7 protein-coding genes, 1 tRNA gene and 1 other RNA gene are annotated in these 14,662 nt (G+C 65.5%); 7 read left to right on the forward strand and 2 right to left on the reverse strand.

All coding sequences use genetic code 11. The annotated features are described in order from the left end of the window. Positions 1 to 130 precede the first annotated feature (130 nt). Together ACQ5SA_RS06330 and ACQ5SA_RS06335 are read left to right on the forward strand one after the other, a co-directional pair. Positions 131 to 221, forward strand: a tRNA-Ser gene (locus ACQ5SA_RS06330). Between the two features lie 494 nt (positions 222 to 715). Then, positions 716 to 1,120, forward strand: coding sequence for a DUF6165 family protein (locus ACQ5SA_RS06335; RefSeq protein ID WP_049468383.1), 405 nt, complete (start codon positions 716 to 718; stop codon positions 1,118 to 1,120). Between the two features lie 118 nt (positions 1,121 to 1,238). Here ACQ5SA_RS06335 and ACQ5SA_RS06340 read toward each other — a convergent pair whose 3' ends face one another. Continuing rightward, positions 1,239 to 2,285 (reverse strand): glycosyltransferase family 9 protein, encoded by a 1,047-nt coding sequence (locus tag ACQ5SA_RS06340; protein ID WP_230109579.1) that lies wholly within the window; start codon positions 2,283 to 2,285, stop codon positions 1,239 to 1,241. Between the two features lie 20 nt (positions 2,286 to 2,305). Here ACQ5SA_RS06340 and ACQ5SA_RS06345 point away from each other — a divergent pair, with 20 nt between their 5' ends. The 3 genes from ACQ5SA_RS06345 to ACQ5SA_RS06355 are packed head-to-tail and all read left to right on the forward strand — an operon-like array spanning position 2,306 to position 4,208. After that, entirely contained in the window at positions 2,306 to 3,055 is a 750-nt protein-coding gene (locus ACQ5SA_RS06345; protein WP_499313512.1) for a 3-deoxy-D-manno-octulosonic acid kinase, read from the forward strand. Then, complete coding sequence (locus ACQ5SA_RS06350; protein WP_100463386.1) at positions 3,055 to 3,822, forward strand: MBL fold metallo-hydrolase; 768 nt, start codon at positions 3,055 to 3,057, stop codon at positions 3,820 to 3,822. The genes ACQ5SA_RS06345 and ACQ5SA_RS06350 overlap by 1 nt, the downstream gene beginning before the upstream one ends. Beyond that, entirely contained in the window at positions 3,819 to 4,208 is a 390-nt protein-coding gene (locus tag ACQ5SA_RS06355; protein ID WP_478031698.1) for a nuclear transport factor 2 family protein, read from the forward strand. Before ACQ5SA_RS06350 ends, ACQ5SA_RS06355 begins: the two co-directional genes overlap by 4 nt. A 78-nt stretch (positions 4,209 to 4,286) precedes the next feature. Here the strand turns inward: ACQ5SA_RS06355 and ffs are convergent. Next, positions 4,287 to 4,383, reverse strand: an RNA gene (ffs, locus tag ACQ5SA_RS06360) — signal recognition particle sRNA small type. A 299-nt stretch (positions 4,384 to 4,682) separates the two neighbouring features. Here ffs and sugE point away from each other — a divergent pair. Both sugE and ACQ5SA_RS06370 read left to right on the forward strand, forming a co-directional pair. After that, positions 4,683 to 5,000 carry a quaternary ammonium compound efflux SMR transporter SugE gene (gene sugE / locus ACQ5SA_RS06365; RefSeq protein WP_499313513.1) on the forward strand — a complete coding sequence of 106 codons (318 nt, stop codon included), beginning with the start codon at positions 4,683 to 4,685 and terminating at the stop codon, positions 4,998 to 5,000. Positions 5,001 to 5,368: 368 nt separating this feature from the next. Beyond that, positions 5,369 to 14,626 (forward strand): autotransporter-associated beta strand repeat-containing protein, encoded by a 9,258-nt coding sequence (locus ACQ5SA_RS06370; protein ID WP_499313515.1) that lies wholly within the window; start codon positions 5,369 to 5,371, stop codon positions 14,624 to 14,626. Positions 14,627 to 14,662 lie beyond the last annotated feature (36 nt).

Consider the following 14,662-nt stretch of genomic DNA (forward strand, 5'->3'; position numbering starts at 1 on the left):
CATCATCACGGCCAAGCGGACATCCGGCAAGCCATGCAGTCAGGAAAATTTCACTTCATCGGGCGTAATGACTTGTCGTCAGCCGCGCTTCCTCGTATGATGCGCGTCCCCGGTTCGCCGGGGAACATCTGGAGAGGTGGCAGAGCGGTTGAATGTACCTGACTCGAAATCAGGCAGGCGTTTATAGCGCCTCGGGGGTTCGAATCCCCCCCTCTCCGCCAGATAAAGAAAAAAGCCGTCCCATGGGGCGGCTTTTTTCATGGCCCGCGTTCGCGCAGTGCACACGCATGCAGCAATGATCTGCGCCGACCCTGCGGGGGGATGAGAAGGCCCGACGGGGTTCGACGGTTCTGCAGGAGCAGAACCGGACAGCCGCAGGCTGGCCCTGGAGCGCGCAGCGCGCAAGGGCGGGGTGCATGGATGCACCCCGCAATCCCCCCTCTCCGCCAGATTAAAAAAGAAGGGCTGCCGAAAGGCAGCCCTTCTTTTTTAATCTGGCGCGGGGATGCGAAGTGCGCTTTGCGCGCTTCGCCCCATACGTTGCTGCGCAACGAATGGGCCCCTCCCTTTGCCGGCCTCTCCCCGCCCCTGTCGGGGCAGCCCCTCAACAGAGGGGCTTGGTCCTCCAGGCAGATCAGTAGATCCACGCCATGCGTGGATGCCGTTTGCATGCGGCGGGTTACCATGTATCCCATCACCTGCTGGAGCTCCCTCGATGACCGCTGAAATCCTCGTCCCCGTTTCATTCGGCGAGCTGCTGGACAAGATCTCGATCCTGCAGATCAAGTCCGAGCGCATCAGTGACGAAGGCAAGCTGGCCAACGTACGCAAGGAGCTGTCCGCGCTGGAAACCACCTGGATGGCGCACCCGGCGGCAGTGAAGGACATCGCCAAGCTGCGTGCTGAGCTGAAGACGGTCAACGAGCAGCTGTGGGAGATCGAGGACGACATCCGCCTGAAGGACAAGGCGCAGGCCTTCGATCAGGGGTTCATCGACCTGGCGCGCAGCGTGTACCTGCGCAACGACGAACGCGCGCGGATCAAGAAGGCGATCAACCTGGCGCTGGGCTCGGCCTATGTGGAAGAGAAGTCCTACCAGGACTACACGCAGCGCGCGTAATCCCACGTAACCCGATGCCGTAGATCCACGCCATGCGTGGATGCAGCCACCGGGCTGCGGGACGGCGCGGACCAAGGTCCGCGCCCATCAGACACGGCTCAGCCGCCCGGTCCGCCACTCAGCCCAGATGGTCGGCCACGTAGCGTTCGAACGCGGCAATGCCGTCCTCGACGGTGATCAATTCCATCACGTCATCGAATTCGATCTTGGTGCCCCACTTGAGGTCGGCTGCCTGCTTGCCCAGGTACTTGCGCGCTGCGTCGTCGTAGCGGTCCGCGCAGTAGCGGCGGTCCGAGTACGGGCCGCTGCGGTTCGGGTTGCTGGCCGCATGCAGGCCCAGTACTTTGGTGCCCATCGCGTTGGCGATGTGCATCGGGCCCGAGTCCGGCGTCATCACCAGGTTGGCGCGGGCCAGCAATGCCGGCAACTGCTTGAGCGTGTCCTTGCCGACCAGGTCCAGCGCCGGAACGTCCAGCTGGGCCAGGATGGCGTCGGCCATGCTGCGTTCCAGTTCGCTGCGACCACCGCACAGCACGATCCGCCAGCCGCGCGCGACGGCATGGTTGGCCACCTCGGCATAGCGGTCGGCGTACCAGTTGCGGCGCACGTGGCTGGAGCAGGGCGAGATCATCAGCACCGGCCGGCCGTCGTCCTGCCATTGCGCAGCGGCCCAGTCATAGGCTGCCTGCGGCACGGCCAGGTCCCAGCTGACGTCGGTCTGGCGCAGGCCCAGCGGCTCGCAGAAGCTGCCGATGGCATCGAGCACATGGATGCCCGGGCGATCAGCGATGCGTTCGTTGATGAAGAGGCCGTGCAGGTCCTTGGAGCGGCTGCGGTCGTAACCGATGCGGCGCTCGGCAGGAATGAAGGCGGACAGCACGTTCGCGCGGAACGCCACCTGCATCTGCAGCAGGGCCTCGAAACGCCCGGGCGGCAGCTGCTTGCGCAGTTCTTTCACCCCGGCCATGCCGGTCTTCTTGTCGTAGGCATGGAAGATGACGCCCGGCAGGCCATCAAGCAGCTTCTGCCCGACCTTGTCGATGATCCAGTGGATCGGCGTATCCGGGCGCGCGGCCTGCAGGGTGCGCACCAGCGGCACTACGTGGGTCACATCGCCAAGAGCGGACAGGCGCAGAAGACACAAGGAGGAGGACGCTGATGCCATGTGTTGTTAGACTCAAAGGAATGGTCGCATTCGACGCCAATGAAGCGCTGACGCCATGCCGCGAGGGTCGCGGCATCGGGGCCATTCTGTTCGACCGCGAGCGGCTGCGGCAAGCCGACATCGGTCTGTTCTCGCCACAGCACTGGGCCGGCAAGGCCCGGCCGGTGGGTGAAGGCGGCCGCGGCAGCGCCTGGTTCGTGGATGCGCCGTTCGGTCCCAGCGTGCTGCGGCACTACCTGCGCGGGGGGCTGGCGGCCCGGATCAGCCATGACCAGTACATCTGGCGGGGGGCAGACCGGACCCGCAGTTTTGCCGAATTCCGGCTGATGCGCGCACTGCGCGAGAAGAAACTGCCGGTGCCCAGGCCGATTGCCGCCTACTACATGCGTGAGGGGCTGCGCTACCGCGCCGCGATCCTGATGGAACGGATCGAAGGGGTACGCTCGCTGGCCGACCGCGCACTGGTGGCTGGGCGCGGTGCGCCGTGGGAGGAAACCGGGCGGATGATCGCGCGCTTCCACCGTGCCGGCCTGGACCATGCCGATCTCAATGCGCACAACATCCTGTTCGACGGCAACGGCCACGGCTGGCTGATCGACTTCGATCGCGGGGTGATCCGCATCCCGGCCACGGCCTGGCGCGAGCGCAATCTCAAGCGCCTGTTGCGCTCGCTGATCAAGCTGCGCGGCGAACGCAGCGTGGAAGACGTGGAAAAAGACTACGCGCGCCTGCGTCGCGCCTATGACATGGCCTGGAACCGGGGCACCTGATGGACTGGTCGTTGCGTTTCCTCGGCGTCGGCAATGCGTCGGCGGTCGAGTTGGGTTCGCCGATGTCGGTGATCGAGCGTGATGGTCGGCCGTGGCTGACCATCGACTGTGGTGGTGAAGGCCTGACCGCCTTCAAGGCGCACTACGGGCATATGCCGCAGGCGCTGTTCGTCACCCATGTACACCTGGACCACGTGGCGGGTTTCGAACGGTTGTTCGTGGACACCTTCTTCAGCGCGCAACGGCGCGGCAAGGTGCGCCTGTACGTGCCGGCCACCGTGGTGCCGCTGCTGCACAAGCGCATCGGCGATTACCCGAACGTGCTGGCCGAGGGCGGCGCCAACTTCTGGGATGCCTTCCAGCTGATCGTGGTGGGCGATGCGTTCTGGCACGAGGGCGTGCGCCTGGAAGTGTTCCCGGTGCGCCACCACTGGCCGGAGACGGCCTATGGCCTGCGCCTGCAGGGCGCGCTGACCTGGAGCGGCGATACCCGGCCGATTCCGGAAATGCTGGCGCGCTTTGCCAATGACAATGAGCTGATCGCCCACGATTGCGGGTTGCATGGCAATCCTTCGCACACCGGGGTGGATGACCTGGAACGCGAGTACAGCGCCGAGCTGCAGGCACGGATGATGCTGTACCACTACGCCAGCGTGGCCGATGGCCAGGCTCTGGCCGCGCGCGGGCACCGGGTGGCACAGCCCGGCCAGTGCGTAGTGCTGGCCACGCCGACTGCCCCGCACGTACTGGCGCAGGATCCGCCGTGAACAACGCTGGCCACGCCGCAACGCCGGCGCTGGCCGCCGAACTGGAGGGGCTGGAACGCGCGCTGCACTCCCCCCAGGTGCGTGCAGATCATGAGCGCTTGGCGGCATTGCTGGATGAGGATTTCAGCGAGATCGGCAGCTCCGGCCAGTGCTACGGCCGTGAGGCCGCGCTGGAAGAGATCCCGCTGGAGCGTGCGCAGGTGGTGATCGAGTCGGATCAGTACGCCGTGTGGATGCTGGCAGAGGGGCTGGCCCAGGTGCGTTACCGCAGTCGCTATCACGTCGATGGCCAACCGCAGCGCTGGGTGCTGCGCAGCTCGCTGTGGCGTCTGCATGCGCACGGGTGGCGTCTGGTGTTCCATCAGGGGACGCCCGAGGCACGGTAGCGCCCGGCCATGCCCGGCGAAGGACGCCAACCAAGGTTGGCATCTAGCAGGGGCGGGGTATCGCCTGAAAAGGCGGTGGCCCCGCCGGCTGACCTCGGCGCCCGCGTCGATCGATACCGTTGCTGCCTTCCGGCCCTGGCGGAGTTTTCGACCTAGCGTCGCGAGGGGCCGACGGGGCCACCATAGAGACGTTGGCCGCCCGGAGGCGGCCGATTCACGGATCAGGGGAAGCAGCGCGTCGTGCGCCGGAGACCACAGCCGGACTGCGCATCAGTTGACCGATGGCAGACGCGCATTCTAGCGCAGGCAGGGGTGCTGACGCCAGCTTCACGCGCTGAATCTGATGTAACCCTCTGGCCGCGGCATCGGCCCGTGGCTGCCGCCGTTGCTAGAATCCGGCCGCAGGAGGAACGACCTCCCCCACATCGGGATTCAATGACCAGGACGGCCTGGCCCTACCAAAGGAGGGCTGTCATGGCCTGGATCTATCTGTTGTTTGCCGGCCTGCTGGAAATCGTCTGGGCCGTGTCGATGAAGCAGTCTGAAGGCTTCACCAAACTCACCCCCACCGTCATCACCATCGTCGGCATGATCGCCAGCTTCTGGCTGCTGGCTGTCGCCATGCGCAGCCTGCCGCTGGGCACCGCTTATACGATCTGGACCGGCATCGGCGCGGTCGGTGCCTTCGTGGTCGGCATCGTGTTTCTGGGCGAGCAGGTCAGCCCGATGCGGATTGGCGCAGCGGCGCTTATCGTTTCTGGCCTGGTGCTGATGAAACTCTCCAGCAGCTGAGGCCGGTAACGGGTACGACGGGAATAGGGATATTCCCGTTTTGCCAGAACAAGAGAATATGCATTTTCGGCAAAGTCGTGACGACTGCCGTGATTATTTGACGGCCATCATGAAAATAACGTGCCGGATTCACGTGGTGCTGGCGGTGGCGGTCGCACAGTGCGCCCATTCGTCAAGCGAAACCGGGGAGTTTTCGCGATGACGGATGTGCAGGGGCACGCAGTTCCTGCAGCGCTCTGACGTGAAAGTGTGATTGTTTTCCAAGGTTGTTACCGCAGGTCTTGTTCCCAAGGTGGAGCAGGGCGGGACGACATCACCTCAAAAAAACCTGCCTGCTGTGCCACCGGTCATTTCATGGAGATTTACCGATGAACCGCATTTACCGTCTGGTCTTCAACCGTGCCCTTGGCGTGATGCAGGTGGCCTCGGAAATCACCCAGAATCCGACGGGAGGCGGTAAATCAACAGAACGACAGCTGCCGGGTCTGAAAGCGCACCGGTTGGCGCTGGCGTTGACCGCGACTTTGGCCAGTGGGTCGGCATTCGCGGCATGCACCCCCGCAGGTACGGTGATTACCTGTGCGACCGGGTCCAATACCAATGTGCTGAACGACAATACCAGTGGCGTGACCCTCAACATCCAGACTGGCGCGGTGCTCAGCGTGCCGCCGCTGCTGGGGGGCACGGCGGTAACGCTGTCCGGTAATGGCATCACCGTGAACAACCTGGGCACGATCGATCCCACCCTCAACGGCGGCCTGAGCCTGGCGGCAGCAGGTATGTCGCTGGGCAACAACACCGCTGGTGGCAACACCATCAACGTCAACAACCAGGCTGGCGGCAGCATCAAGGGCCTGGTCAACATCGGCACGCTGCTGGGTGTTGGTGGGCAGGCACTGGTGGTGCAGAACGCGTCCGGTGGCGTCACCAACATCAGCAACGACGGCATCGTGGACATGTCCATTCTTGGAGTGGGGCTGTTCACCACTGCCGATGCCACCGCGATCGTCAGTTATGGCGGTGCGCAGACCCATTTCACCAATACCGGCACCATCACCGGCCGTATCGGATTCGAAGCCACCAGCGCGCCGACCGGCAACACCTTCATCAACGCCGGTACCCTCAACGGCAGTGCGCACCTGGGCAACTCTGCCGGAGGCAACAGCTTTACCGCAGTGTCGGGCTCCAGTGTGGTCAATGCCGGTATCGGAACGGCAGGTGTGATCTCGGGTATCAACGTCAACCTGGCGGCTGCCGGTATCGTCAATGGTGGCAACAGCCTGAATGATCGTCTGCTGCTGCAGAACAACGCCTTGGGCCCTGGCACGGGTACCGGCGGGGCGGTGACCAACCTCAACTGGGGCACCTACACCGGATTCGAAAACCTGACCGTAAACAGCGGCACCTGGAACCTGCTGGGTGCCTGGAACGGAACCGGCGCCACGATCAACGATGGCCTGGTCAATTTCAACAACGCAGCTTCGTTCGGTACCGGTACCTTCAACGTCAATGGCGGTGCCATTGCAGCATCGACGGCCGGGCTCACCCTTGCAAATCCCTTCGCGCTCAACACGGGCAGACTGACGCTGGGCGGCACCAACGCCTTTGGCTTGACTGGCGTGCTTTCCGGTGCCGGCGGCCTCACCGTGACCAACGCCGGTGTGGTGAGCCTGGGCGGCGCGAATCTGTTCTCGGGTGGCGTCAACCTCAACGCCGGTGGCTTGCTGCTCGGCAATGCGGGCGCACTGGGCAGCGGCAACCTGACGGTAGGCGGGACCGCATCGCTGGATACCAGCGGTGCCTTCAACCTTGCCAACAACATCGTCGTCAACGGCGGGGGCAATCTGAATCTACTGGGCAGCAATGCGCTGTCCTTGAACGGATCGCTGTCGGGTGCGGGCAACCTGATCAAGAGCGGTGCGGGCACACTGACCCTGGGTGGCGCGAATTCGCTGACCGGTGGCTTCTCGATCACCGGAGGCGCGCTGGCGCTCGGCGCGGGTGGCAATCTGTCGTCCACCGGTGCGTTGACGCTGGCCACCGGTACGACGCTGGACCTCACCGTTGCAGCCAACCAGACAGTGGGTTCGCTGGCAGGGCTCGGCGGCACGGTGAACCTGGGCACCCGCACATTGACCCTCGGCGGGCTCGGCAACACCTCCTTCGCCGGCAACTTCACCGGCACCACGGGTGGCTTGATCAAGGTGGGTACCGGCATACAGACCCTGTTGGGCAGCAACGCGCTTACCGGCGGCGTGGCCCTCAATGGCGGCGGGCTGCTGCTGGGCAACAGCAATGCGCTGGGCACAGGTACGTTGAGCGTCGGTGCTGAAGTCACCCTGGATGGCACAACCGCGCTTTCGTTGGGTAACGACGTGTCGCTTGGCACCGGAGGTTCGCTGGCGCTGCAGGGCGGGCAGCCGTTGGTATTCAACGGTGTGATTTCCGGCGACGGCAGCCTGGTCAAGAACGGCGCCGCACTGCTGACGTTGAATGGCGCCAACACATTCGGCGGCGGTGTGGTCGTCAATGGCGGCAACCTGCTGCTGGGCAGCAACACGGCACTGGGTACCGGCCTGTTGGACATCAACAATGCCGCCACGCTGGATGCAAGCGCGGCGTTGAACCTGACCAACAACATCAACCTTGCCGCGGGTGGTTCGCTCAACGTGCTGGGCGGCCAGCCGCTGACGCTGGGCGGCGTCCTGGGTGGCAATGGCGGCCTGATAAAGAGCGGCGCTTCGACCCTGACGCTGACCGGCGCCAATACCTTCAACGGCGGCTTGAACGTTGCTGCCGGTACGGTGGCGCTGGGCAGTGGCGGCAGCCTGGCCGCGACCGGCGCTGTAAGCCTGTCGGGCGCCGGGGCGGCGCTGGATCTTTCCCTGGGGGGCAATCAGACCATCGGTGCACTGTCCGGCGTGGCAGGTACCACCGTGGCCTTGGGTGCCAACACGCTCGCCTTTGGCAGCGCGACCAACCAGACCTTTGCCGGTGTGATCAGTGGCGTCGGCGGAGGCCTGGTAAAGAACGGCAGTGGCGTACAGACATTGACCGGCGCAAACACCTTTACCGGCGGCGTCGCGCTCAATGCCGGCGGTCTGCTGCTGGGCAACAGCGGTGCGCTGGGAACCGGTGCGCTGAGCATCAACGGTGCCGCGACGCTGGATGGAACCACCGCGCTCAACCTGAGCAACGCGGTCAATCTTGGTGCCGCACTGACACTGGGCGGCAGCAACAACATCACCCTGACCGGCGACATCTCCGGCGTCGGCAGCCTGACCAAGAACGGCGCCTCGCTGCTGACCTTGAACGGCACCAATGGTTTCAGCGGAGGTCTGAACCTCAATGCCGGCAGCGTGGTGCTGGGCAGCAGTGCAGCGGCCGGCAACGGAGCGCTGAACATCGGTGGCAACGTGTCATTGGACGGATCGACCGCGCTGAACCTGACCAACAACGTTGCATTGGCTACCGGTGCGATCCTTACGCTCCCCGGCAGCCAGGCCATCACCCTGGGCGGCGTGGTGTCCGGCGACGGTGGCCTGGTGAAGAGCGGCGCCACGGTGTTGACGCTCAATGGTGCCAATACCTTCGGTGGCGGCCTGAGCCTGGCGGGCGGCGGCCTGGTCCTGGGCAACAGCGGAGCGCTTGGAACTGGCGCGCTGAACGTTGCTGCGAACGCCAGCCTGGATGGCAGCGTTGCGCTTGATCTGACCAACGCAGTCAACCTTGGTGCAGGCTCGGCCCTGACGCTGATCGGCAGCAACGCACTCACGCTCGGTGGCGTGGTGTCCGGTACCGGCGGTCTGGTCAAGAACGGCGCCGGTACCTTGACCCTTGGCAACGCCAACGGCTTCAGTGGCGGCCTGGCGTTGAACGGTGGCAACCTGCAGCTGGGCAATGCCGGCGCTCTGGGAACGGGCGCGCTCAACGTCGGCGGCAATGCAACGCTGGATACTGCAGCAGCCTACACCGTGGGCAACGCGATCAACCTGGCTTCGGGTACCACGCTTGCCCTTCAGGGCAGCAATGCGCTGACGCTTGGCGGCGTGGTGGCCGGCAATGGTGCACTGGTCAAGAACGGTACGGCGTCGCTGACCCTGATCAATGCGAACACCTACGTCGGCGGTACCACGATCAATGCCGGAACCCTGGCGCTTGGCACCGGCGGCAGCCTGGCTGTCGGTGGTGACGTCACCCTCGGTGGTGCCGGCGCGGGCTTTGACATATCGGCGGCAACCGGCAGCCAGACCATCGGTGCGCTGAATGGCGTGCTCGGTACGACGGTCGCGCTGGGTGGAAATTCACTGACCTTCGGCACCGCCAGCAATGCGGTGTTCGACGGCGTGATCAGCGGAGGCGGTGGTCTGGTCAAGGTGGGCGCAGGTGTGCAGACCTTGTCCGGTGCCAACACCTTCGGCGGCGGCGTCAGCCTCAATGCCGGTGGCCTGGTGCTCGGCAATGACGCGGCGCTGGGCAGCGGTGCGCTGACCGTGGGTGGTGCGGCAACGCTCGACACCAGCCTGGCAGCGACGCTGGTCAACAACATCACACTCAACGCCGGCTTGACGGTGCTGGGCAGCAACGCGCTGACGCTCAACGGGGTGATCTCCGGCGCTGGTGGCCTGACCAAGAACGGTGCTGCCACGCTCACCCTCAATGGGGTGAACACCTATACCGGCGGCACCAACGTCAATGCCGGCACGCTGGCACTGGGGGCAGGTGCAAGCCTGGCCGCCAGCGGCATCGTCAACCTGGCCACCGGCGCTACGCTGGATCTCTCTGCGGGCAGCGGTACCCAGACCTTCGGCACCCTGACCGGCAATGGTACGGTCAACCTTGGCGCGAATTCGATCACTGTCGGCGGACCGACCAACGGTGTCTTCAGCGGCTCCATCGCTGGTACCGGTGGCCTGATCAAGGAGGGCACCGGCACTGAAACACTGACCGGCGCCAACACCTTCACCGGCGGCACGCTGATCAATGCGGGCACGCTGGCGATCGGTGCCGGCGGCAGCCTGGCGGCAACAGGCGCGGTGACGCTTTCCGCGCCGGGCACCGGCTTCGACATCTCGGCCGCGGGCAACCAGGCGATCGGCGCGCTCAACGGCGTCGCCGGCAGCACGGTGGCACTGGGTGGCAATACGCTGACCTTCGGCGGCACCGACAACGGCACCTTCGATGGCGTGATCGGTGGTACCGGTGGGCTGGTCAAGAACGGCACCGGTATCCAGACGCTGGGCGGTGCCAACACCTTCGGTGGCGGCGTGGCACTCAATGGCGGTGGCCTGGTGGTCGGCAACAATGGTGCGCTGGGTACCGGCGCGCTGACCGTGGGCGCCAACGCGTCGCTGGACAGCAGCATCGCCGCGAACCTCGGCAACGACATTGGCCTGCTGGCAGGCGCTACGCTCAACCTGCTCGGCAGTAATGCACTGACGCTGGGCGGAGCGATCTCCGGCGACGGTGGCCTGATCAAGAATGGCGCGGCAACGGTCACCCTGACCGGCGGCAACACCTTCACCGGTGGCACCGTCATCAACAGCGGAACGCTGGCGATCGGCGCGGGCGGAAGCCTGGCGCCGACCGGTGCGGTGAACCTGGCCGGTACCGGCACGTTCGATATCTCTGCCGGTGGCAACCAGAGCATCGGTTCGCTGGCGGGCGTGGCTGGCAGCACGGTATCGCTGGGTGGCAACAGCCTGACCCTGGGAGGCGCCACCGATGCGACCTTCAACGGCGCGCTGACTGGCAGCGGTGGGCTGGTCAAGAATGGCGCGGGCGTGCAGACGCTCAACGGTGCCAGTACGTTCGGTGGTGGCGTCAGCCTCAATGCAGGCGGCCTGGTGGTGGGCAACACCGCTGCGCTGGGAACCGGTGCGCTGACGGTCGGCGGCGCTTCCACGCTCGATTCCAGCAGCGCGGTGACCTTGGCCAACAACATGGTGCTCAACGCCGGCCTGACCGTACTGGGCAGCAACGATCTCACGCTCAATGGCGACCTGTCAGGCACCGGCAGCCTGACCAAGGACGGCGTGGCTACCCTTACGTTGAACGGCACCAACACCTATACCGGCGGGACCAACATCAACGCGGGCACGCTCGCCCTCGGTGCCGGTGCCAGCCTCAGCGCAGGTGGCATCGTCAATCTGGCCACGGGTGCCACCTTCGATCTTTCAGCGGGCAGTGGCACGCAGGTATTCGGCACGCTGATCGGCAACGGTACGGTCAACCTCGGCGCGAACACGCTGACCATCGGCGATGCCAGCAATGGGGTGTTCAGTGGTTCGATCGGCGGTACCGGTGGCCTGATCAAGGCAGGTACGGGTACCGAGACATTGACCGGCGCCAACACCTTCACTGGCGGTACCACCATCAACGCCGGCACGCTGGCGATCGGTGCCGGTGGCAGCCTGGCCGCAACAGGCGCGGTGAACCTGGCCAACGCCGGTACCGGTTTTGATATCTCCAGCGGTGGCAATCAGGCCATCGGTACGTTGTCCGGCGTTGCCGGCAGCACGATCAGCCTTGGCGGCAACACGCTGACCACCAACGCAGCGGGCAACAGCACGTTTGCCGGCGATATCAGCGGCACCGGTGGCCTGGTCAAGAACGGTGCGGGCGTGCTCGGCCTGACCGGCAGCAACACCTTCGGTGGTGGAGTGGCGCTCAATGCCGGTGGTCTGTCGCTGGGCAGCAATGGTGCCCTGGGTACCGGCGCGCTGACCGTAGGCGGCGATGCCACGTTGGACGGCACTGTGCCGCTTACCCTGGGCAACAATGTGCAGTTGGCAAGCGGCACGCTGACCCTGCTGGGCGGCACGCCGCTGACGCTGAACGGCGATATCGCCGGCAGTGGCAGCCTGCTCAAGGATGGCGCAGCGACGGTGACCCTGGGCGGCGCCAGCAGCTACACCGGTACCACGACGATCAACAGCGGCACCCTGGCAGTCGCCGCCGGTGGCAGCCTGTCCTTGGCCAGCACGGTGAATCTGGCCGGCGCCGGAACGCTGGACATCAGTGCGGCCGGCAACCAGAGCATCGGTGGCCTGGCCGGTGTTGCCAGCGGCAACGTGGCGCTGGGTGGTTCCACCCTGACCACTGGCGGCAGCAATGCCAGCACCACCTTCGGCGGCACCATCGGTGGAAGCGGTGGGTTGGTGCAGACCGGTACCGGCACGTTGACCCTGACCGGCAACAACACCTACACCGGTGGCACCACCATCAACGGTGGCAGCACGTTGCAGATCGGCAATGGCGGCGCGACCGGTGCGATCGTCGGCGACGTAACCAACAACGGCGCGCTGGTGGTCAACCTGTCGGCCAACACGACACTCGGCGGCACTGTCAGCGGCAGCGGTGGCCTGACCCAGGCGGGTAGCGGCACGCTGACCCTGACCGGCAACAACACCTACACCGGCGGTACCACCATCAACAGCGGTGGCACCCTGCAGGTGGGCAACGGCGGTGCCACGGGGGCGATCATCGGCAACGTCGGCAACAATGGCAGCCTGGTGTTCAACGTCGGAGGCAACACCGCGCTCGGTGGTGTGGTCAGTGGCAGCGGCGGATTGACCCAGGCCGGTACCGGCACGCTGACCTTGACCGGCAACAACACCTACACCGGCGGTACCACCATCAACACCGGCGGTACGCTGCAGGTCGGCAATGGCGGTGCCAGCGGCGCGATCGCCGGCAACGTCAACAACAACGGCAGCCTGGTATTCAATGTCGGCGGCAACACCACGCTTGGCGGCGTGGTCAGTGGCAGTGGCGGATTGTCCCAGGCAGGCAGCGGCACGCTGATCCTGACCGGCAACAACACCTATACCGGTGGCACCACGATCAACGCTGGCGGTACCGTGCAGGTCGGCAACGGCGGCGCCAGCGGCGCGATCACCGGCAACATCACCAACAACGGTGGCCTGGTGGTCAATACCGGCGGCACCACGACACTGGGTGGCAGCATCAGTGGCACGGGCAGCATCGTGCAGGCCGGCCCGGGTCCGCTCAACCTGGGCGGCAACAGTGGTGGATTCACCGGTACCGGCCAGGTCACCGGCGGTGGCCTGAATGTCACCGGCACCATCGGTGGCCAATGGACCATCGGCAGCGGCACCACGTTGTCAGGTACCGGCACCATCGGTGGCAGCGCTGGCGGCGTCACCGTGAGCAATGGCGGCGTGCTGTCGCCGGGCAACGGCCCAGGCAATGGCAGCAGTGGCGGTAACGGTGCGGGCACGATCACCGTGGGTGGCAATCTCACCCTGGCACCGGGCAGCACGCTGTCGGTCGACCTGGGTGCAACCGGCAGTGACGTGGTGCAGGTGGGTGGCAGCGCGAACATCGGTGGTGCAAAGGTGGTGGTCAACGCCATCGACCCGAACACCAGCTACCAGCAGGGCCAGCAGTACACGATCATCAATGCGGGCGGCGGCGTCAGCGGGCAGTTCGTGCCGCCCACCACCACCTCTGCGTTCCTCTCACTGAGCCCGGTCTACACACCGAATGCCGCGCAGCTGAAGATCGATGTGAAGCAGACAGCGGCCTTCGTCACGGCGGCGCAGACCCGCAACCAGCTGGGCGTGGCATCGGCGCTGGACAGCCTGCCGCAGACCGGTGCGGCGCTGGGCCTGTACAACACGCTGCTGGCCTACGACACCGCCACCGCGCGCAACGCCTTCAACCAGCTCTCCGGTGAAGTGCATGCGGCCAGCCGTGCAGTGCTGCTGTACGACAACTACCTGGAAGAGGGCATCCGCCAGCGTCTGGGCAGCGAGCTGCCGACCGTGCGTGGCGAACGCGCTTCGGCATGGCTGGCCGGTAGCGGCAAGGTGTTCAAGCAGGATGGCGATGGCAACGGTGACGAGATCCGTGCCAACCGCAATGCACTGATGGCCGGCGTCGACTGGAAGCTCGGCGAGCATGTGGTGCTGGGTGCGGCGGCGGGCAGCGAGCGGCTGGACACACGGCTGTACGATCGCCAGTCGCGTGCACACCTGCGTGGCAACACCTATGGACTGTATGCGCAGGGTGAGTGGAACAACGGGTTTGCGGTTGGTGGCAGTGTGTCGCGCGGCGATTACCGCACGCGCACCACGCGTGAAGTGCCGCTGCTGGCACAGACCCTGCACAGCCGCCAGGACTCGGATGTCACCATCGGCCAGATCGAAGGCAGCTGGACCTGGACCCATGGCAGTACGCAGCTGCAGCCGTACGTGCAGTTCACCAAGCACTGGGTGGACAGTGATCGCGCGGTGGAGCAGGGCGGCAGCGCAGCGCTGGTGCTCGAGGGCGGCAAGGACACGCTCAATGTCAGCACCGTCGGCGTACGCGGCCGCTGGGACGTGGGCAGCGGCGAGCGCTATCCGGCACAGCTGACGGTCGGGCTGGGCTGGCAGCACGCATCTGGTGACACCGACGTAGCCAGCCGGCAGAGTTTCGCCGTCGGTGGCAATGCGTTCGATGCCTACAGTGCCGTGATGGCGCGCAACGCGCTGGTCAGCCAGGTCGGCGTAGCGGTCGGCCTGGGACGCAGCAGCCAGCTGTCGCTGTTCGTGCAGGGCCAGCATGGCGACGGTCGCAAGGATATCGGTGGCCAGTTGAACCTGCGCGTCGGGTTCTAAGCCGGCGTGCCAACGGTAGATCCACGCCAAGCGTGG

The organism is Stenotrophomonas indicatrix (genome assembly GCF_050573115.1).
Taxonomy (GTDB): domain Bacteria; phylum Pseudomonadota; class Gammaproteobacteria; order Xanthomonadales; family Xanthomonadaceae; genus Stenotrophomonas; species Stenotrophomonas lactitubi_A.

Bases quoted from the DNA above. Each gene is read 5' to 3' on its own strand.
- ACQ5SA_RS06335 (WP_049468383.1), top strand. From the start codon at position 716: ATGACCGCTGAAATCCTCGTCCCCGTTTCATTCGGCGAGCTGCTGGAC.
- ACQ5SA_RS06340 (WP_230109579.1), bottom strand. From the start codon at position 2,285: ATGGCATCAGCGTCCTCCTCCTTGTGTCTTCTGCGCCTGTCCGCTCTT.
- ACQ5SA_RS06345 (WP_499313512.1), top strand. From the start codon at position 2,306: ATGGTCGCATTCGACGCCAATGAAGCGCTGACGCCATGCCGCGAGGGT.
- ACQ5SA_RS06350 (WP_100463386.1), top strand. From the start codon at position 3,055: ATGGACTGGTCGTTGCGTTTCCTCGGCGTCGGCAATGCGTCGGCGGTC.
- sugE (WP_499313513.1), top strand. From the start codon at position 4,683: ATGGCCTGGATCTATCTGTTGTTTGCCGGCCTGCTGGAAATCGTCTGG.
- ACQ5SA_RS06370 (WP_499313515.1), top strand. From the start codon at position 5,369: ATGAACCGCATTTACCGTCTGGTCTTCAACCGTGCCCTTGGCGTGATG.